General features: G+C 63.1%; 13 protein-coding genes and 1 tRNA gene. 12 read left to right on the top strand and 2 right to left on the bottom strand.

What is annotated here, in order from left to right; translation table 11 throughout:
* Positions 1 to 76: 76 nt before the first annotated feature.
* Together ACYU7Q_RS00745 and dinB are read right to left on the bottom strand one after the other, a co-directional pair.
* Positions 77 to 2,209: a carboxy terminal-processing peptidase gene (locus ACYU7Q_RS00745; protein ID WP_460607518.1), complete on the bottom strand. Its 2,133-nt coding sequence runs from the start codon at positions 2,207 to 2,209 to the stop codon at positions 77 to 79.
* Positions 2,210 to 2,368: 159 nt separating this feature from the next.
* Positions 2,369 to 3,409 (bottom strand): DNA polymerase IV, encoded by a 1,041-nt coding sequence (dinB, locus tag ACYU7Q_RS00740; protein ID WP_460607517.1) that lies wholly within the window; start codon positions 3,407 to 3,409, stop codon positions 2,369 to 2,371.
* A 246-nt stretch (positions 3,410 to 3,655) separates the two neighbouring features.
* On the opposite strand from dinB, the gene ACYU7Q_RS00735 reads away from it, so the two are divergent.
* The 12 genes from ACYU7Q_RS00735 (at position 3,656) to ACYU7Q_RS00680 (ending at position 19,872) form a co-directional block, all read left to right on the top strand.
* Positions 3,656 to 3,731 (top strand) — tRNA-Asp (locus ACYU7Q_RS00735).
* A 460-nt stretch (positions 3,732 to 4,191) separates the two neighbouring features.
* Positions 4,192 to 4,347: a T9SS type A sorting domain-containing protein gene (locus ACYU7Q_RS00730; RefSeq protein ID WP_460607516.1), complete on the top strand. Its 156-nt coding sequence runs from the start codon at positions 4,192 to 4,194 to the stop codon at positions 4,345 to 4,347.
* Between the two features lie 93 nt (positions 4,348 to 4,440).
* Entirely contained in the window at positions 4,441 to 7,095 is a 2,655-nt protein-coding gene (locus tag ACYU7Q_RS00725) for a GDSL-type esterase/lipase family protein (protein ID WP_460607515.1), read from the top strand.
* 41 nt (positions 7,096 to 7,136) lie between these two features.
* Positions 7,137 to 7,313, top strand: a complete 177-nt coding sequence (locus ACYU7Q_RS00720; RefSeq protein WP_460607514.1) for a hypothetical protein — start codon at positions 7,137 to 7,139, stop codon at positions 7,311 to 7,313.
* Between the two features lie 145 nt (positions 7,314 to 7,458).
* Complete coding sequence (locus ACYU7Q_RS00715) at positions 7,459 to 8,049, top strand: RNA polymerase sigma-70 factor (protein ID WP_460607513.1); 591 nt, start codon at positions 7,459 to 7,461, stop codon at positions 8,047 to 8,049.
* A 172-nt stretch (positions 8,050 to 8,221) separates the two neighbouring features.
* Complete coding sequence (locus ACYU7Q_RS00710; protein ID WP_460607512.1) at positions 8,222 to 9,241, top strand: FecR family protein; 1,020 nt, start codon at positions 8,222 to 8,224, stop codon at positions 9,239 to 9,241.
* A 67-nt stretch (positions 9,242 to 9,308) separates the two neighbouring features.
* Entirely contained in the window at positions 9,309 to 12,764 is a 3,456-nt protein-coding gene (locus tag ACYU7Q_RS00705; protein WP_460607511.1) for a SusC/RagA family TonB-linked outer membrane protein, read from the top strand.
* 30 nt (positions 12,765 to 12,794) lie between these two features.
* On the top strand, positions 12,795 to 14,285 hold the full coding sequence (locus tag ACYU7Q_RS00700; protein WP_460607510.1) for a RagB/SusD family nutrient uptake outer membrane protein: 1,491 nt from the start codon (positions 12,795 to 12,797) through the stop codon (positions 14,283 to 14,285).
* Between the two features lie 139 nt (positions 14,286 to 14,424).
* On the top strand, positions 14,425 to 15,693 hold the full coding sequence (locus tag ACYU7Q_RS00695) for a sugar MFS transporter (protein WP_460607509.1): 1,269 nt from the start codon (positions 14,425 to 14,427) through the stop codon (positions 15,691 to 15,693).
* Positions 15,694 to 15,725: 32 nt separating this feature from the next.
* The gene (locus ACYU7Q_RS00690) at positions 15,726 to 17,174 is read left to right on the top strand and encodes a glycoside hydrolase family 30 protein (protein ID WP_460607508.1); all 1,449 of its coding nucleotides are present in this window, start codon (positions 15,726 to 15,728) and stop codon (positions 17,172 to 17,174) included.
* Between the two features lie 77 nt (positions 17,175 to 17,251).
* Positions 17,252 to 18,343 (top strand): T9SS type A sorting domain-containing protein, encoded by a 1,092-nt coding sequence (locus tag ACYU7Q_RS00685; RefSeq protein WP_460607507.1) that lies wholly within the window; start codon positions 17,252 to 17,254, stop codon positions 18,341 to 18,343.
* Positions 18,344 to 18,420: 77 nt separating this feature from the next.
* Positions 18,421 to 19,872, top strand: coding sequence for a glycoside hydrolase family 30 protein (locus ACYU7Q_RS00680; protein ID WP_460607506.1), 1,452 nt, complete (start codon positions 18,421 to 18,423; stop codon positions 19,870 to 19,872).
* The last annotated feature ends 158 nt before the right edge of the window (positions 19,873 to 20,030 follow it).

Raw genomic sequence — 20,030 nt, 5'->3', positions numbered from 1 at the left:
TTTTATCCGGCACTTGGCAAAACGCCCCCGTCGCTCGGCAGCAACGGGGGCGTTTTGCATCTAAAGTGGCTTCGGATTACTTCAGCTGGTCGCCAATCACGGCCACGGCTTCGGCCAGGGCGGGGTCTCTGCGGAGGGGCTTGAGGAAGCGGGCCAGGCGCTTAGCAGCCACGGAGTCGGACGCCGGGCGGGCGTCGGCGGGCAGGGCGGCCACGTCGAGCACGGCCAAGGCGTTCTGGGCGTCCGTTTGCTGCTTGTTGATGGCGCGGGCCTCCACCTGCTGAGTGCGGTAGGCGGCCAGGTTCAGCGACAGCACGGTTTGCTTCTGGCGCAGGGTGGCGCGCTGGGCGGCCTCGGTGATGAGCCGGAAGCCGGGGCTGGCGGCCACGCGGGCGGCACTGGCGGCTTTTAGCGGAGCCAGAGCGGGCAGCGTGTTGGCGGGCTGGAACGCGGCGGGCGCAATCTCATCCCAGGGCAGCGGGTATTCCGATTCCTGCTCGCCTTTGGCGTAGGAGGCCAGCGCATCGGGCACCATAATGTCAGGCGTCACGCCCTTAAACTGGGTCGACCCCCCGCTCACGCGGTAAAACTTCTGGATGGTGAGTTTGAGCGAGCCCAGCGGCTTGAGGGCGTTGGCCTGCGCGTTCACGGCATTGTCCAGGTCGAACACCTGCTGCACCGTGCCCTTGCCGTAGGTGGTGCTGCCCATGATGATGGCGCGGTGATAGTCCTGCATGGCGGCGGCCAGAATCTCGGAAGCCGAGGCGCTATACTTGTTCACGAGCACCACCAGCGGGCCGCTGTACTGCACGGCGGGGTCGGTATCGGCCACGGGCTGGGCCGGGCCACGGCTGGTCTTCACCTGCACCATGGGGCCGGTGGGCACAAAAAGGCCGCCCATGTCCACGGCGTCGCGTAGCGAACCGCCGCCGTTGTAGCGCAGGTCGAGCACCACGCCGGCCACGTTTTCCTTGCTGAGCTTGGCCAGCTCGGCCTTCACATCGGCCGCGCTGCTGCGCCCGCCCTTGCCGCTGAAATCGGCGTAGAAGCCGGGCAGGTTGAGGTAGCCGTAGGTGCGCCCGCCCTGCTTGATGAGGGCCGACTGCGCATACGTGTCTTCAATCACCACCACGTCGCGGATGATGGGAATGACCTGGATGGCCCCGTCGGGCTTGCGCACCGTGAGACGCACTTCCGTGCCCTTAGGGCCGCGAATGAGCTTCACGGCCTTGTCTTGGCGCATGCCTTCCACGCTCACGGGCTCGGCCGCGCCCTGGCCCACGCGCAGAATAATGTCGCCCACCTTCAATTCGCCCTGCCGCGACGAGGCCGAGCCCGGCACGATGTCGACAACCTTGAGCTTGCCTTCGTCTTCCTGCAGCTGGGCCCCCGTGCCCTCCAGCCGGCCCGACATCTGAATGTCAAAGTTTTCGCGGGCAATGGGGGCAAAATAGTCCGTGTGCGGGTCGTAGCTGTTGGCAATGGCCTCGGCGAAGGCGGCCAGGCGGTCGTTGGAATCAATCTGCAGCTGGTCGGTAAAAATCTCGTCGTAGTACTTCAGCACGCGCTTGCGGGCTTCGGCCTCCATCTCGGCGGGGGTGCGGGATTTCTCGGTCGTATTGGCCGGCGAGGCCCCGACTTTGGTGGCAGCCAGAGGTTTGTCCTTCTTCTTAGCCTCGTCGTCCATCATTTCCGACAGGCGGGCCAGGGTCTGGTACTTCAGCATCTTGCGCCACTGCTCGCGCTGCTCGGCGGCGTTGGCGGCGTAGGTGGCCTTGGCGGGGTCGGTTTCCCAGCTTTCCTGCACCGAGAAGTCGAAGGGCTGGGCCAGAATCTGGCGGTAGAGGGCCTGAATCTCGGGCATGCGCTTGGCCAGCAGCGCGCTCGTAGCGTCCAGAAACTCGTGGGTGCCGCCGCGCATCTGGTCGTCAATCTGGGTTTTGAACTGGCTGAGTTGGGCCACTTCCGGGGCCAGCAGCAGCTGCTTGTTCACGTCGATGCGCTTGAGGTACAGGTCGTACACGCGCTGCGAAAACTGGTCGTCAATCTTCTCGGGCTGGTAGTGGAGCTGGTTCAGCCCCTGCATCATCACGCCGAGCACCACCTGGTCGCGCGGCGGCGTGCCCTGGTACACCGAGTAGGACGCCAGCCCCAGCAGGGCCAGCACGGAAGTGGAATATAATCCCAGTTTAAAGCGGGGGAATTGCATGCGGAGAGGTCTAGTGAAGAAAGGAGAATAGTTTCGGCCGGGGCCAGCACCCGTGCCCTGACGGGCCAAAGGGTAAAGATGATGCTTCCTTAACCAGAATCGCACCAGTAATTGCTCCCAAAGTCGAAAAAGAACCGACAAAGGTTGCGGAATGCCCCATCAGAAGCTCAGCGTAAGCTGCCGGCCCGCGCCCTCCTGCGCATTGCTCAGATTGGAAAGCGTGACGCCCAGCAGGCGCACGCCCTTTTCCAGCGGAAACAGGCCCGCCACCAGCTCCCGGCAAATGCGGGCCAGCACTTCCGGCCCCGGCACCAGGCCCACGCCGCTGCGGCTGCGCGTGATTTGCTGGAAGTCGCCGAATTTCACTTTCAGCGTCACCGTCCGCCCCCGGATGCCGCTGCGCTGGCAGTATTCCCACACGTCTTCCAGCAGCGGCTGCAAGGCTTCGATTAGGTCCGAGAACTCCCATAAATCCTGCGCGAAGGTGTTTTCCGAGCCCATGGACTTGCGCAAGCGGTCGGCCACCACGGGCCGCTCGTCCTCGCCCCGCGCAATGGCGAAGTAGTAGCGCCCCACCTTGCCGAAGTGCTGGTGCAAAAACTCCACCGTCTGGGCCCGCAAATCGGCCCCGGTGAAGATGCCCAGCTCATTCATGCGCGCCGCCGTCACGGGGCCCACGCCGTGGAACTGGCCCACCGCCAGCCCTTCCACGAAGGCCAGCCCCTGCGCGGGACGCACCACAAACTGCCCGTTGGGCTTGCGGTAGTCGGAGGCCAGCTTGGCCAGAAACTTATTGTAGGAAATGCCCGCCGAGGCCGTGAGCCCGGTTTCGGCCAGAATTTTGGCCCGGATTTCCCGCGCAATCTGGGTGGCCGAGTCCAACTGCTTAAGGTTGTGCGTCACGTCGAGGTAAGCCTCGTCGAGCGACACGGGCTCAATCAGCGGCGTGTATTCGGCGAAGATGGCCCGAATCTGACGTGATACTTCCTTATACACCGCGAAGCGCGGCGGCACGAACACCAGTTCCGGGCATTTGCGCAGCGCCGTGGCACTCGGCATGGCCGAGCGCACCCCAAATTGCCGGGCCTCATAGCTGGCCGCCGCCACCACGCCGCGCTCCCGTGCGCCGCCCACCGCCACGGGCCGTCCGCGCAGTTCGGGGTGGTCGCGTTGCTCCACCGAAGCATAAAATGCATCCATATCCAAATGGATGATTTTGCGAATGGAGCTGGCATTCACCATTTTTATTTTTTATTCTAACAAAGATAAAAGTCAGGCGACGGAAGGAAAAATCTTTGCTTTCAGCACGTACAGCAGGTTTTAGACTTGGGAAATGCTATGCCCTAAACAGCATTTTGCCTGATTATCAAAATTTAACAATAAGACAATCTGAAGAATTATATTTTTATTGACAATTCTTTTTTGTAACTTTGAATTATCAAACCTTGTGGGGTGGCGGAATTGGCAGACGCGCTAGCCTATCTCGCTAGTAAAATTAGAGGTTCGAGTCCTCTCTCTACAGCAACAATCCCGGTCGCAGCAGCGGCCGGGATTTTTTGCGTTCGGGGTTTTCGGGCGGGAATGGCGCGTTGCTGACATTGGTGCTGCGGAAGCAGCACACCGGGGCAACCAGCAGCTAAAACGGGGCAGCAGAACATCAGGATAGACAGGACAGATTAGTTGCAGCCCGGACGTACTGGGAAGGGGATTTGCGAAAAATTATTGCGGGGGCTGATAAGGGTACTTGGCCGGTTCGGTGTAATACCCCAAACGTTTGCGGCGCACGACTGCAATCGTTTGGTGGCGATGCTGCCTGCGGGCAAAACCGCCGCCCTTTTACTCCTCTGAACTCCAACCTCCAACGAGAATTCCCCCATGCAAGAACTCGACTCTATGACACTCCGCCGGAAAAAGGCTGGCCGTGGCTTGAGCATACTTCCTGCCCTAATAGTGCTGGGTGCCACTGGTGCATCACCGATGCCATGGGCCGCGTGGTGCATTCGGAAGCGGTGAAGCTCGCTGCCGGTACCACCCTTTTGGAACTGACTCAGCTGGATTCTCTGCCTGCTGGCGTGTACCTGCTGCACGTCGCGCTGCCCGGCCAGGCGCAGCAATTGAAAATCGTGAAAGAGCAATAATTAATAGTCAGCAGTGAATAATCAAGCCCTGCTTTCCACTGACCATTAATCATTTGCCACTGCCTATTTACCATTATAACCCCACCCTTTCGTATGAAAAGACCACTAATCCTTCTGGCCCTGAGCATGCTGGCCGTGAACTCGGCGCAGGCCCAGACGACGGTGCCGGTGCGCTCGCTACTGGCCGATTTCGGCCCCAACGACGTGACCAACGGCAACATCACGCCCAGCCCCGACGCCAACGGCAACTACTGGAACAACATCCTGAACAACACCGGCGTGGCCGACACTTTCAGGCTGGTAGACAGAGCCAATGCGGCCACCGGCATCAAGCTCAAAGTGGGGCCCAACTTCCTCACCAATGGCATTGCTACCGGCGGATTGCTGGCTCCGAGCGCGGCGCTGCTGGGCCAATACGCCATTGCCACGGCCACGCAGGACTACTTCTTCGTGCAGGGCACCGGCTCGACCAGCACGGCCACGCTCCGCATGAGCGGCTTCGACCCCACCAAGCGCTACGTATTCCACGTCTTCGGCAGCCGCAACGCCACCACCGAAACGCGGGTGTCGCAGTACCGCTTCACCGGGGCTACCGTCAGCACCATCACCCAAACCACCACCGGCGCCAACGTGGGCGCCAACGGCTACGCCGGCAACAACAACACGATAACCGACTCGGATACCATCTCGGCCGATGGCAGCGGCGTTATCACAATGGAGCTGAGCAAAACAGTGGGTTCGTATGCCTACCTCAACCTGATGCGCATCGACATTGTGCCCGGCCGCGGCACGGCGCCGGTGGTGAACTACGCCTTCCAGAACCCCGGCTTCGAGCTGGGCAACCTGAACTTCTGGACCACGGTGGCGCGCGGCACCGGCGCGGCTGCCACGGTGAACACCTCGACCAAGCACGTCGGCACCTACGCCGCCCAGTTCACGGGCGGCAGCCTGGGGCTGGAACAGCAAATTAGCTACCGCGCCGCTACGGGCGTGAATTCCTACCGGCTGAGCGGCTACTTCTACAACCCCTCGGCCGCCGCGCTGAGCGGCAGCCAGTCGGCGCACCTGGAGCTACTGTACTACGGCAGCAACCAAGCGCTGCTGGGCAGGTTCAAGTCCGACTCGTTGGTGGCCACCTCGCCCACAAACGCTTGGACTAAGCTGGAGGCCATTGGCACCATCCCCACGGGCACGGCCTTTGTGAAAGCCGCTGCCGTGTGGCGCAATGCGGCCGGCACGGCCACCGGCACGGTGTATTTCGATGACCTGCTGCTGCAAGCCTACTACCCGCAAAACCCGAACAAAATCGCCTTCATCGGCTCGTCGGTGATTACCGGCGTGGGCGCGACCAACAACCGCGGCTACTCCACGCTCTACTCCGAGCTGCTGACGCGCCGCGCCACCGCCGGCACCGGCGGCCCCTGGGTGACTACCAACCTGGGCGTGCCCGGCAACAACACCAACGACGTACTCGGCCGCTTCGAGAACGACGTGCTGCCCACCGGCAGCAAGTACGTAATGGTGGGCCTGGTGCTCGGCAACGAAGGCATCATCACCGGCGGCCAGCCCATTTTCGACCAGTTCCGCACCAACCTGCAGCGCATCATCGGCCTGGCCCGCGCCGATGGTCTGACTCCGGTGGTGAACCTGGGCTACGGCCGCAACGACTACGCGGCCACGCAGTACACCTTCGTGCGCCAGATGAACCTGCTCATCCACGGCTGGAACGTGCCCAGCGTCAACTTGCTTGGTGGCGTGGACGACGGCAACGGCCGCTACGCCGCCGGCTACTGGTGGGATGCTCTGCACCCCAACGACCTCGGCCACCCCGAAATGATGTACACGCTGGTGCCCTCACTGTTTGATGCGCTCAACGCCAACAAGGCTCTGCCCCGCCGCAAGGCTAGCAACGGCATCACCCTCACCAAAACCAACGGTGTAGCCACCAACATCATCCGCCTGGTGCCCGAGGAAATTGTGCATCCCTTCACCCAGGCCATCCGCTTCAAGACGGGCGGCGCGGGCCGGCTCGTGGAAATCCGCGACAGCGCGGGCATCGCGGCTGGCACCATCAACGTGAGCAGCGCCGGCGTAGTAACGTATCAGTCGGCCAAAGGCCAGAGCATTGTGGGCACGGTGCCGGTGACCAATAACCGTTGGCACAAGCTGGTGCTCACGCACTACTACGCCCGCGGCGCCACCATGCTCTACGTGGACAGCGTGCGCGAAGGCACCGTGCAGGAGCGCCTACGCCCCACCCGCTTCGACCTCGGCGGGGCCGCCGCCCCCACCCGCGTACAGTTCCGCGACTGGATGTTCTTCCGCGCCGGCATGAACCAGGACGAAATCTTGGCCATGGCCGCCGACTCGCTCCTCAAAGGCAGCCTGGAAATCTACGCGCCCCTCGACGGGCGCCGCGTCGCCACCACCGACTCGCTCGCCAACCTGGCCCAGAGCACCAACACGCTGGCCCGCATCAGCGGCCCGCTGGCCGTGCGCGAAAGCGCCTTCGCGGCCCAGTTCAGCCTTTACCCCAACCCCACCGCCGGCCTGCTCACTATCACCGGCCCGGTAGCGCTGGAAGGCACCCCGGCCGTGGTATACGATGCGCTGGGTAAGGCCGTGCTCACCACCCGCCTCACCGGTGGCCGCCTCAACCTGAGCGCCCTCGCACCGGGCGTGTACTCGCTGGTGCTTGATACCCGCGAGGGCTTGGTGCACAAGCGCGTGGTGCGAGAGCAAGAATAGCGACTTTCTGGTTTCCGCTTTACTTTAAAAGAGCGGCTGCCATGCGGCAGCCGCTCTTTTTTGATTTCGTGCCCCCGGCGGCAGCGAATGCAGCCGGAGAAGCAACGGTTTTCTATTTTAGTGAGAAATTTCGTCTCACCCCGCAAGCCCGGTTGGCCGGAGAAGCCTGCCGGGTTTGCATCTTGCAGGATATTAGCAAGCTGGCGGGCGCCGATTAATGCTTTAGAGGAAGCTCGGCCGTAAAGGTTCATTCCGATTTGGCCCCACTACCCAGAGGGAGAATGAATGGCCCAAAAACTATCCTGAGGGTATTTTTCTTATTAGCTAATTGTTAATTTTAGCTTTGTTTTACCCTGAGCCTGCGTGGAAATAGCGCGCGAATTTTCGGAGCTGGATTGCCTGCGCCGCCTCAACCAGGGCGACGAACGGGCCTTTGATGCCCTGTTTCGGCATTACAGTGCGCTGGTCTACCGGTTTTCCTACGGCTACCTCAAGTCGCGCACCGACGCCGAGGAAATTGTGCAGGAGTGCTTTCTGAAAATCTGGGAAAAGCGCGAGCAGCTGCGCGACGACGTGCCCCTGAAAGCTTACCTGTTCACCACGGCCCATAACGCCATTCTCAACCAGCTGCGGCGGCAGCAGCAGCGCAACCGCTTCCAGACCTATAGTGCCGGCCTGGTGCCTGGGCAGGTGGCCAACGAGGTAGAATTTGCGGAGCTCGAATCCCTCTACCAGGCCGCTCTGGAACAGTTGCCGCCCAAGCGCCGCGAGATTTTCATCCTGAGCCGGCAGCAGGGTCTCTCCTACCCCGAAATCGCCCAGCAGCTCAACCTGTCGGTGAAAACCGTGGAAGCCCAGATGACGCAGGCCCTGAAATTCCTGCGCGGCTACTTCCAGGCCCACGGCGAAAGCATCGTGGCCCTGCTGCTGTGGGTGGCCATTGCCAATTCTTAATTTTTTTTCAGAAGCCAGTAAGGGTGTTAGGCGCTAGCGGTGTATTACTGCAAACGATTGGGGAACCATGCCCCAACGGCTTGTAAGTCCACACTCACCCTGCCCTCTACCACTCAGAAATACTGGCTGTTACCTCCCAGCTATTTCGAACCCCCGCCTTTTTCACTAGCCCATGGCTTTTTCCGTTACCGAAGACCTTTTCCAAAATTACCTCGCCGGGCTCACCACAGCGGCCGAAACCGAGGCTGTAGCCGCCTGGCTGGCCGAGCCCGCCAACCAGCTCCTGGCCGAGCCCTGGATGCGCCGGCACTGGGACGCCCTGGTCGCCGCGCCGGCCAGCATCCCCGTAGCCGCCGAAGAACCCAACTACGACGCGTTACTAAACTCCTTGCACCTGAAACTGGGCTTTGGCGAGCCGGAGCCGGCCACTGTGGCCGCGCCGCGCTGGCGGCGCTGGGCTGCGGCCGCCGCCCTTGCCGGAACCGTGGCCGGCAGCGGCTGGCTGCTGTATTCGCAGCGCGTGCCCGCCCCGCAGGAAGTGGCCACGGCCTACGGCCAGGTCGATACCATCAAACTGCCCGACGGCTCCGAAGCGACGCTGAACGGCCATTCCACGCTGCGCTACGCCAATTCCTGGGCGGCTAATAAGCCGCGCGAAGTGTGGCTCGATGGCGAAGGCTACTTCTCGGTGAAGCACCAGCCCAACAACCAGCGCTTTGTGGTGCACACCCGCGCTGGCTTCGCAGTGGAAGTACTGGGCACTAAGTTCACCGTGTACCGCCGCCGCGACCAGGCGCGGGTGGTGCTGCTCTCGGGCAAGGTGCGGGTTGATTTCGACGACCAGCGTCGCCCCGACGTGATTCTGAAGCCCGGCGAGCTGCTGGAAACCCGTGATTCACAGCCCCTGGCCGCCGTGCACAAGGCCGTGCGCACCGCCCCCTACGCCGCCTGGAAAGACGCCAAGCTGGTGCTGGAAGAAACCAGCATTGCCGAGCTGGCCACCCGCCTGCAGGACACCTACGGCGTGGAAGTGGTGGTGAACAGCCCCGAGCTCAGCGAGCGCCGCATGACCGGCACCGTGCCCGTGGGCGACCTCGAAGTGCTGCTCCAGGCCCTGCAAGAAACCTTCCACCTGAAGGCCACTCGCGAGGCGGACCGCATTGTGCTCTCTGATAACACCGTCACCAAATAATACTGGTTTTCAAACGATTACTCCACCCATTTGTATCCCACCTTTTTCACAAAAATTCCCATAAACCATGAATAAACCCATTACGCATCTGCGCCGGCAATACGCCCTGCCGGCTTGCCTGACGGCGGGAATGCTGGTGTTTCAGGCCTCGGCCATGCCGGCGGCGGCCCAGCTGCTGGCTTTCCACCAGGAGCAGCCCGCCCCGGGCTCGGCAGCGCCCGCGCCGGTAGCCGGCGAAAGCGTGGCCCTGAAAGCCCTGCTCCACCAGTGGGAAAAAGACCACCACGTCACCATTTTCTATGAAAGCTCGCTGGTGGGCAGCAAGCGCGTGGTGCCCCAGGCCGGCGTGACTACGCTGGACAACAAGCTGGCCGCCGTGCTGCCGCAAGCCGACCTGCGCTTCAAGAAAATCCGCGACGATTACTACCTGATTATCAGCAAGCCGGAGACGATGGCCAGCACCGGTCACGCTGCTACCGCCGCCGGTGCCGCCGTGCAGGACGTGCCCGTGTCGGGCCGCGTGACTTCGGCTAATGGCGAAGGCCTGCCCGGCGTTACGGTGCTCGTGAAAGGCACCACCATTGGCACCACCACCGGCGCTGATGGCTCGTTTTCGCTGAATGCCCCGGAAGGCAGCACGCTGGTATTCAGCTCGGTGGGCTTTGGGCGGCAGGAAGTGGCCGTAACCGGCGCCACCAGCACTCTGGCCATTGCGCTGAAGGACGACCAGCAGGCCCTGAACGAAGTAGTGGTGGTGGGCTACGGCACCCAGAGCCGCCAGGAGCTGACCACGGCCGTTACCTCAGTGAACTCGGCGGCCATTGAGCGCCAGCCGGTGGCCGGTTTCGACCAGGCCCTGCAGGGCCAGGCCCCCGGCGTGCAGGTGACGGCCCCGAGCGGCGCGCCCGGCGCGGGCATCAACGTGCGGATTCGTGGCAACGCCACCATCGGTCTGAATGCCTCGCCGCTGTACGTGATTGACGGCATTCCGGTGCTGCCCACCTACGACCAGGAGCTGGCCGTGGGTGCCCAACGCCCCAACCCGCTCAACGCCATCAACCCCAACGACATCGAGAGCATCGACGTGCTGAAGGACGGCGCGGCATCGGCAATCTACGGCGTGCGTGCTTCCAACGGCGTGGTGGTGATTACCACTAAGCGGGGCAAGGTGGGCAAGGCCACGGTGGGTTTCAGCACCTACTTCGGTCGCCAGACCATTCGCAAAAAGCTGGATTTGCTGAACGGTAAGCAGTTTGCCGCCCTCTACAACGACGAGCAGGTGAACGCGGGCCTGTCGCCGGCCTACAACCCCGACACAGTGCGCACCAACACCGACTGGCAAAACGAGGTGTATCGGCCGGCCAACATCCAGAACTACCAGCTGAACGTGAGCGGCGGCACCGACAAAACCCGCTATTACCTGTCGGGCGGCTACTTCAAGCAGGACGGCATCAGCCTGAATTCGGGCTTCGACCGCTACACCTTCAAGCTCAACCTCGACCAGCAGCTGAGCAGCCGCTTCCGGGCCGGCACCAGCCTCAACCTGAGCCGGACCAACAACAACAACAGCTCGCGTAGCGAGAACGGCGCCGGCAGCTCGGGCACGGTGCTGGGCACCCTGGCCTCGATTCCGACCATGCCGGTGCGCAACCCCGACGGCACGTACGCGGTGAACCCCTTCGCCCGCAACTTCGACAACCCCATCGGCAACCTACTGGAGACCAGCAATAAGGCCGTAATTTATCAGGTTATCGGCAACGTGTACGCCGAGCTGGACATTCTGAAAAACCTGACTCTGCGCTCGACGGCCGGCATCGACTTCCGCTCGCAGATTGAGAACGAATTCATCACCCGCGACTACCCTGGCACCTCAGCCCCCGGCACAGCCGAGGCCAATAAGGGCTCCGGGCGCACCGGCACCAACCAGCAGGTTATCTGGCTGCAGGAGAATACCCTTACCTACCGTCCCAGCCTGGGCGACAAGCACAACCTGACGCTGCTGGCCGGCGAATCGATGCAGGCCTCGGACCGCTTCACGTCTAGCGCCAGCGGCAAGGGCTACGCCGCCAACGCCGTGCCGTTCCTGTCGGGCGTGTCGGTGTTCAACAAGCCCAGCAGCTACGAAGACCAGTGGGGCCTGCTCAGCTTCTTTGGGCGCGCCACCTACGACTACGACCAGCGCTACCTGGCCTCGCTCAGCTTGCGGGCCGACGGCTCCAGCCGTTTCCGCGAGGGCCGGAAATTCGGCTACTTCCCCGCCGCCAGCGTGGGCTGGCGCGTGTCGAAGGAAGCCTTCTTCCCCGAGAACAAGGTGGTGTCGGACCTGAAGCTGCGCGGCAGCTTTGGCGCCAACGGCAACCAGGAATTCTACACTTACCAGCGCTTCTCGCAGTACGGTGTGGGCTACAGCTACCCCGGCACGGGCATCACGGTGGCTCCGGGCATCACGCAGAGCGCCATCGGCAACAACGACCTGAAGTGGGAAACCACCTACCAGTACAACGGCGGCCTGGACCTGGGCTTGCTCAATAACCGCCTCACTTTCACGGCCGACGTGTACCGCAAACACACCAAGGACTTGCTGCTCCTGGTGAGCATTCCGCCCAGCACCGGCGCCGAGGACCTGCGGATTCTGCAGAATGTGGGCAGCATCCAGAACCAGGGCCTGGAGCTGGGCCTGACCACCAACAACGTGCAGCCTGTCAACGGCTTTGGCTGGACCACCAACCTGAACTTCACCATGAACCGCAACAAGGTGCTCGACCTGGGTCAGGCGGTGAACAGTGATGGAAAAATTGCCGACCGCCGCCTCGAATCCGGCAACGGCTTTGTACTCACGGGCCAGCCACTGGGCGTGTTCTACGGCTATCAGGTGCAGGGCATCTTCCAGAACCAGGCCGAGGTTGACGCCGCCGCTAAGCAGAGCCCCGGCAAAACGGCCCCCGGCGACATCCGCTTCCGTGACCTGAACAACGACGGCATCATCAACGACAAGGACCGCACGATTATCGGCAACCCCAACCCCAAGTCGATTGCCGGCGTGACCAACACCTTCACCTTCAAAGGCCTGGAACTGAGCATTTTCTTCCAGGGCAGCTTCGGCAACGACATCTACAACCAGAACCGTGAGACGCTGGAAAGTATGCGCGACCCGCTGAACCAGACCACCCGCGTGCTCAACCGCTGGACGCCCACCAACACGAACACCAACGTGCCCCGCGCCATTGCCGCCGACCCCAACGGCAACGCCCGCTACTCGGACCGCTTCATCGAGGACGGCTCCTACGTGCGCCTCAAAAACCTGACCCTGGCCTACAACCTGCCGGTTAGCCTCATCAAACACGCCGCCCTGAGCAACCTGCGCCTCTACGTGACCGGCCAGAACCTGGCCACCTGGACGCACTACTCGGGCTACGACCCGGAAGTGAGCTCCGACCCTTTCTCCACCACCGGCCAGGGCCGCGACTTTGGGGTGTACCCCCAGACGCGCACCTACACCGTGGGCCTCAACGCCTCGTTCTAAGCCGCTTGTTTGCCTAGCCTTCTAATTCCCATGAAAAAATATTTCATTCCTGTTGCTTCCGCGATGCTGCTCCTCTCGGGCTGCAACGTGCTGGACAAGGAGCCGCTGACGACCATCGCGCCTTCCAACTTTTTTAAATCAGCCACCGACGCCGAGGCGTCGCTTACAGCCGCCTACGATGGCTTGCAAAGCAAGGGCTGCTACGCCGAGGTGCTGAACCTGGTGGGCAACATGCCGTCCGACGACTGCACCAGCAACAACAACGACGTGCGGGCGCTCGACGACATCAACTGGAACTCGTCGACGGGCCAGGTGGGCGACGCGTACCGCGACAACTACCGCACCATCAACCGGGCCAACGCCGTTATCAAGTACGTGCCCGGCGTGGCCGGCATGAACGCCACCCGCCGCGACCAGATTCTGGGCGAAGCCCGCTTCCTGCGGGCCTTGAGCTACTTCAATCTGGTGCGCCTCTACGGGGCCGTGCCCCTGCGCCTGGAACCCACCGAAACCGGCGACCCCGCCGTGCTCAACCTGCCCCGCGCCGCTACCGACCAGGTGTACGCCCGCATCGTGGAAGACCTGACCGTCGGGGCCGGCCTCATGGCCGATGTGAACCCCGCCCGCGCCACCAAGGGCGCCGCCAATGCCCTGCTGGCCCGCGTGCAGCTCACCCAACGCAACTGGGCCGCCGCCAAAGACGCTGCCAACCTGGTGCTGAGCGGCAAAGGCGGCTACTCGCTGCAGGGCTTCAACTCCCTTTTCCCGGCCGACAACAAAGGGGAGTCAATTTTTGAAATCCAGTTTTCGGGCAGCGCCGATGGGGGTACCTCCTTCACCCTGCCCGACCTGCTGCTGCCCTTGCCGGCAGCCACGTATTCGTTTGCGAAGTTTAACCTGCCCACGCTGTTTGTGAGCGGCAGCGCGGCCCGCCCCACCGACCTGACCTCGGTGGTCGACACCATCAACGACCAGCGCTGGAGCTACCAGGGCTCCGTGAACGTGGGCCGCAGCCACGCCAGCTACGTGCAGGGCCGCGGCCCCGGGGCCAACGACCGCGGCCCCTTCGTGTACAAGTGGCGCAGCGACGGCAGCGGCTTCAACTCGAGCGACAACTACTACGTGCTGCGTCTGGCCGAAGTGTACCTCGCCGCCGCCGAAGCCAGCAACGAGCTCAACAACCCGGCCCAGGCCGTGCTCGATTACCTGAACCCCATCCGACAGCGCGCCGGCTTGCCCGCTCTCACCCCGGCCAGCCCCGAGGCCGCCAGCCAGGCCACCCTGCGCACCGAAATCGACAAGCAGCGCCGCCTCGAGCTGGCGTTTGAAGGCGAGCGGTGGTTCGACCTGCTGCGCTACGCCCGCCACACGCAGGCCAACAGCGCCGTGCAGCACGCCGTCACTGCCCTCGACGTGATTGCGCAGAAGCGCGGCACCCGCGACGTCAACTACCTGCTCTTCCCCATCCCGCTGGGCGAGCTGAACACCAACACGCAGCTGCAACAAAACCCTGGCTACTAGTAGTGCCAGCCGTCGTTTCGGGGCAGGGAAAATGGTGGGAATAGTTAGTACCTGCCCTGGAACGACATTTTTTCCGACTGGTGAAAGGCCGTCATGCTGAGCCTGCCCCTACGCCAACTCCTCACTGAAAACACTTCCAATGGCCGCCCCCGTCTTCGCGCCAGTTACCGCTTCTTCCGCCGTGCCGGCCGGCGCCGCCGCGCCGCGCTATGCGCCGGCCCTGTCGGCCCTCACGGTGCTGTTCTTTTCGTTCGGCTTCATCACCTGTCTCAATGACATTCTGATTCCCTACCTCAAGGCCATTTTCCAGCTCAGCTACGCCCAGGCCAACCTCATCAACCTGTGCTTTTTCGGGGCCTATTTCGTGATGGGCATCCCGGCGGGCAAGGTCGTGAGCCGCCTCGGCTACAAGGGCGGCATGCTGATGGGCTTTGTGGTAGCGGCGGCGGGCTGCTTCCTGTTTTACCCGGCCGCCGATAGCCATTCCTACGGCCTGTTTCTGGGGGCGCTGTTTGTGCTGGCCACGGGTGTGGTGCTGCTGCAAGTGGCCGGCAACCCCTACGTGGCCGTGCTGGGCCCAGCCGAATCGGCCCCGGCCCGGCTCACGCTCACGCAGGCCTTCAACTCGCTGGGCACCTACGTGGCCCCGCTGCTGGGCGCAGCTCTCATCCTCTCGCACCTGCCCGACCTCGACGCTGCCCGCGCCGCCGATGCCATTGATGTGCGCGCCGTGCAGGTGCCCTACCTCTGCATCGGCGCCGTGCTGATTTTCATCAGCTTGGTGCTGAGCTTTCTCAAGCTGCCCGTCATCACGCACACGCCCGACCCCAGCGACGACGCCAGCCGCCGCCCCTGGCACTACCGGCACCTGGTGCTTGGCATGGTGGGCATTTTCGCCTACGTGGGGGCCGAAGTTGCCATTGGCTCGCACATCGTGAGCTACCTCGGCCAACCCGACGTGCTGAACATGGCCCCGAAGCTGGCCGGCTACAAAGTATCGTACTACTGGGGCGGAGCTATGGTGGGCCGCTTTCTGGGCGCTTATCTGCTCAATAAAGCCAAGCCTGGCCGGTTGCTGGCGGCGGCGGCCGTCGGCGCTATTCTACTGGTACTGGTTTCGGCCACTACCTCCGGCGAAACGGCCATGTACAGCCTGCTGGCCGTGGGCCTGATGAACTCCATCATGTTCGCCACCATTTTCACGCTGGCCGTCGCCGGCCTGGGCCGCCACACCGAAGAAGCCTCCGGGCTGCTGAACGTGGCCATCGTGGGCGGCGCGGTCATCCCGCCGCTGTTTGGGCTGGTGGCCGATGCCAGCTCGCTGCGCCTGGCGCTGGCGCTGCCGGTGCTCTGCTACGCCTACATCGTGTGGTACGGCCTGCGCGGCCACGTACGCCGGGCCATTTAGGCCCCGGCCGATTCTTGCTTTCTCTCTCCTCCATGCTTCCAAAATCCCACCGCCCTTTCGTTACTTCCGTTGCCTTGCTGGCGCTGCTGGCGGCTGGTGCGCCGCAAGGCGCACTGGGCCAGGGCGCGCCTAAAGCCAAAGGCGCGGCCCCAAGCGCCGGTGTCACCACCTGGCTCACTACCGCCGATAAGTCGGTGCTGTTCCAGCCCCAGGCTGGCCCGCTGAAGTTCGCAACGGCGAAGAATGCCAACCCAACCATCGAAGTCGACGAGGCCAAAACCTACCAGACCATCGACGGCTTCGGCTACTGCCTTACCGGCGGCAGCGCTGAGCTGCTGCACCAGATGGGCGCGGCCGAGCGTGCCAAGCTGCTCCGCGAATTATTCGGCACCGAGGGCACTAACATTGGCGTGAGCTACCTGCGGGTGAGCATCGGCGCGTCGGACCTCGATGCGCAGGTGTTTAGCTACGACGACCTGCCCGCCGGCCAGACCGACCCGGAGCTGACCAAGTTCAGCCTCGCCCCCGATGAAAAGCACCTCATTCCGGTGCTCAAGGAGATTCTGGCCATCAACCCCAGGCTGAAAATTCTGGGGTCGCCGTGGTCGCCGCCCACTTGGATGAAGACCAACGATGCCTCGAAAGGCGGCAGCCTCAAGCCCGAGTTTTACGACGCCTACGCCCGGTATTTCGTGAAATACATCGCCGGGATGAAGGCCCAGGGCATTCGCATCGATGCCATCACCATTCAGAACGAGCCACTGCACCCCGGCAACAACCCCAGCCTGCTGATGCTGGCGGAGCAACAGGCCGAATTCATCAAAAAGAGCCTCGGCCCCACCTTCCGCAAGGCCAAAGTCGACACGAAAATCATCGTGTACGACCACAACGCCGACCGGCCCGACTACCCGCTCACCATTCTCAACGATGCTGAGGCGGCGCAGTACGTCGACGGCTCGGCCTTTCACCTTTATGCCGGCCCCATCGAGGCGCTGGGCAAGGTGCACGACGCGCACCCCGAGAAAAACGTCTACTTCACCGAGCAATGGATTGGCGCGCCCGGCAAGTTCCCCGGCGACCTGGCCTGGCACACCCGCACGCTCATCATCGGGGCCACCCGTAACTGGGCGCGCACCGTGCTGGAGTGGAACCTGGCCGCCGACCCGCAGCAGAACCCCCACACGCCCGGCGGCTGCACCGAATGCCTGGGCGCCATCACGCTGGCCGGCAATGCCATAACGCGCAACCCGGCCTACTACATCGTGGCCCACGCCAGCAAGTTTGCCCGGCCTGGCTCGGTCCGCATTGCCTCCACCCTGCCCGATAAGTTGCCCAATGTGGCCTTCCGCACGCCCACCGGCCAGCACGTGCTGGTGGTGCTGAACGACGGTGCAGCGGCTCAGCCCTTCAACATCCGCCAGGGCGGGCGGCAGGTAGCGGCCACACTGCCCGCTGGGGCTGTAGGCACCTACGTCTGGTAGGGTTTCCTGAGTTTTCTACTTGTGATTTCCATCTTTTTACCCATTCCCACATTTTTCACAATTCAAGTCAAATTCCCATGAAAAAGCTCTTTACCCTTTCTGCTCTCGCCACTTTGGGCCTCGGCTCCCTGAATGCGCAGGCCCAGTTCACCGTGAACGGCGTGCTGGCCCCGGCCGAAGTAGGTACCGGCGTTGGCAAATACCAGTTGCTGGGCACCTACGCCGGCACCCACTCCGTGAACGACCGCGGCCTGAAAGCCATTTACATGGGCACCACGGCCACCACGCTCAACATTATGGTGGTGGGCTCGCCCGAGCAAACGGCCTACAGCGCGTTGGTGCTGTACCTCGATGCCCCGAACAAAACCGGCATCGCGGCCGGCACCCGCCTGCCTGGCAGCAGCAACACGTCGTCGCAGCTGCGGCATCGCCCCACCCTCGACATGCCGGTGGACTACGGCTTCCGCATCACCGTATCGCCTCTGAATGACGCTAACAACGCCATGTACCTGAGCCGCGTGAACTACACTACGCCCGGCACCACCTACCCCGAAGTGGGCATGGGCACCGGCCCCAAAAACGGCGTGGCTGTGACCGACGCCGCCGACCCCGCTGCCGCCCGCACCGCCTACTCCACCACCGCCAGCGTGGCGGCCAACAGCACCACCGGCTGGGAATTTGAAATCCCGCTGAGCGCCATCGGCGGCGCGGCTTCCGGCGATGTCTTCCGCGTGATGGCTGCCTACTTGGCCGACAACGGCGACTTCTATTCCGACGTGCTGCCCCAGGTAGCCGGCCAGACCACCGACCTCGGCAACGACCCTAACTTCTCTAACATCCCGCGCTCGCAGTTCTACACCTACCAGGTCGGCACCGGCCTGCTGGCCAGCCGCGCCGCCACCGCCGAGGCCCTGGGCCTGAGCGCCTACCCCAACCCCCTCACCAGCGCCAGCGCCCTGAGCTACACCGTGGCCGGCGGCACCCAGCCCGTGAGCGTGGAAGTGTACAACGCCCTCGGCCAGCGCGTGCTGAGCCTGCTCAATGCCGACCAGGCCGCTGGCGCGCACACCGCCGACCTGGCCCCGCTGCAGCAGCTGGCCGCCGGCTCCTACCTCGTGAAGCTGCAGGTGGGCACCCAGCTCACCAGCCGCCGCGTGGTGGTCGAATAATGATGTAACCCGGCCGGTGGCCCCCATTGCGGCAGGGGCCACCGGCTTTATTTTTTCGCCCTGTTACTGTTTAGCTTATGAATCGTAACCCACTAATTGGCGTGTGCTTATCGGCAATATTGCTGGCCGGAGCGGGCTGCTCCAAAAAGACCGAGGATACCCCCGACCCCACCCCCCCTGTGGTGACGCCCCCTACGCCCACCGGCCCATCGCAGGTGGCCTTCTGGCTCACCAACACCAACCGCACGGCTCTGTTTGCCCGCCAGAAAACGGTGCTCAACTTCGCCGCGCCCACTAACTCCTATCCGACCATCAACGTCGACACCACCAAGACCTATCAAGTCATGGACGGCTTTGGCTACAGCCTTACCGGGGGCAGCGCCACGGTCATCAACGCCATGAGCGCCACCAACCGGGCCGATTTGCTGCGCGAGCTTTTCGCCACCGACAGCACCTGGCTGGGCGTGAGCTACCTGCGCGTGAGCATCGGGGCTTCCGACCTCAGCGACCACGTTTTCACCTATGATGACGTGGCCGGCGACGTCAACTTAACCCAGTTCAGCCTGGGCCCCGACCGCACCGACCTGATTCCGGTATTGAAGCAGATTCTGGCCATCAACCCCAACATCAAAATCATGGGCTCGCCCTGGACGGCCCCGCTTTGGATGAAGACCGTGAATGCTACCCGGGGCGGCAACCTGCAACCGCAGTACTACGATGCCTACGCCCGCTACTTCGTGAAATACATCCAGCAAATGGCCGCCGAAGGCATCCGCATCGACGCCGTGACGCTGCAAAACGAGCCCCTCTACGGCGGCAACGAGCCCAGCATGCTGATGGACGCAACCGAGCAGGCCAACTTCATCAAGAACAACATCGGCCCGGCTTTCGCGGCCGCCGGCATCACCACCAAAATCATTGCCTACGACCACAACCCCGACCGGCCCGACTACCCGCTGGCCGTGCTAAACGATGCCGCCGCCCGGCCCTACGTGGAGGGCACCGCTTTCCACAACTACGGCGGCCCGCTCTCGGACGCGCTCACACAGCTGCACAACGCCTACCCCAGCAAAGGGCTCTATTTTACCGAGTTCTGGACCCAGGCCCCGGGCAATATGCTCACCGACTTCCCCGGCCACGTGCGTGACCTTGAAATTGGGGCCGCCCGCAACTGGGCCAAGAACGTGCTGGAATGGAACCTGGCCAGCAACGCCAGCTACGGCCCCCGCACCGCTGGCGGCTGCTCCCAATGCCTGGGCGCCGTCACCATCTCGGGCAATGCCGTGACGCGCAACCCGGCCTACTACGCCGTGGCGCACTCCAGCAAATTCGTGCGCCCCGGCTCCTTCCGCATCGACACCGACACCCCCGCCAACCTGCCCAACGTGGCCTACAAAACGCCTTCGGGCAAGAAAGTGCTGGTGGTGCTGAACTCCGGCACCGACCCGCAGCAATTCAACATCCAATACAAGGGCAAAACCGTGAGCTCGGCTCTGGCCGGCGGTTCCGTCGGCACCTACGTGTGGTAGCTTAAAGGACGGGCCTGGGCAGCATGACCAGGCCCGTTTCTTTTGGATTTTATTAAACGCAAATATTTGACAATCATATTATTAAAAAATCACCTTCTAATAACACTGGCTGCTTCGTTCAGGGCTGGCCCCTGCGGCTTGTAGCAGGTGCACATCGC

It is taken from the genome of Hymenobacter terrigena, from assembly GCF_054776515.1.
Note: the sequence above shows the minus strand (reverse complement) of the source record. Positions and strands in the feature narration are given on the sequence as shown.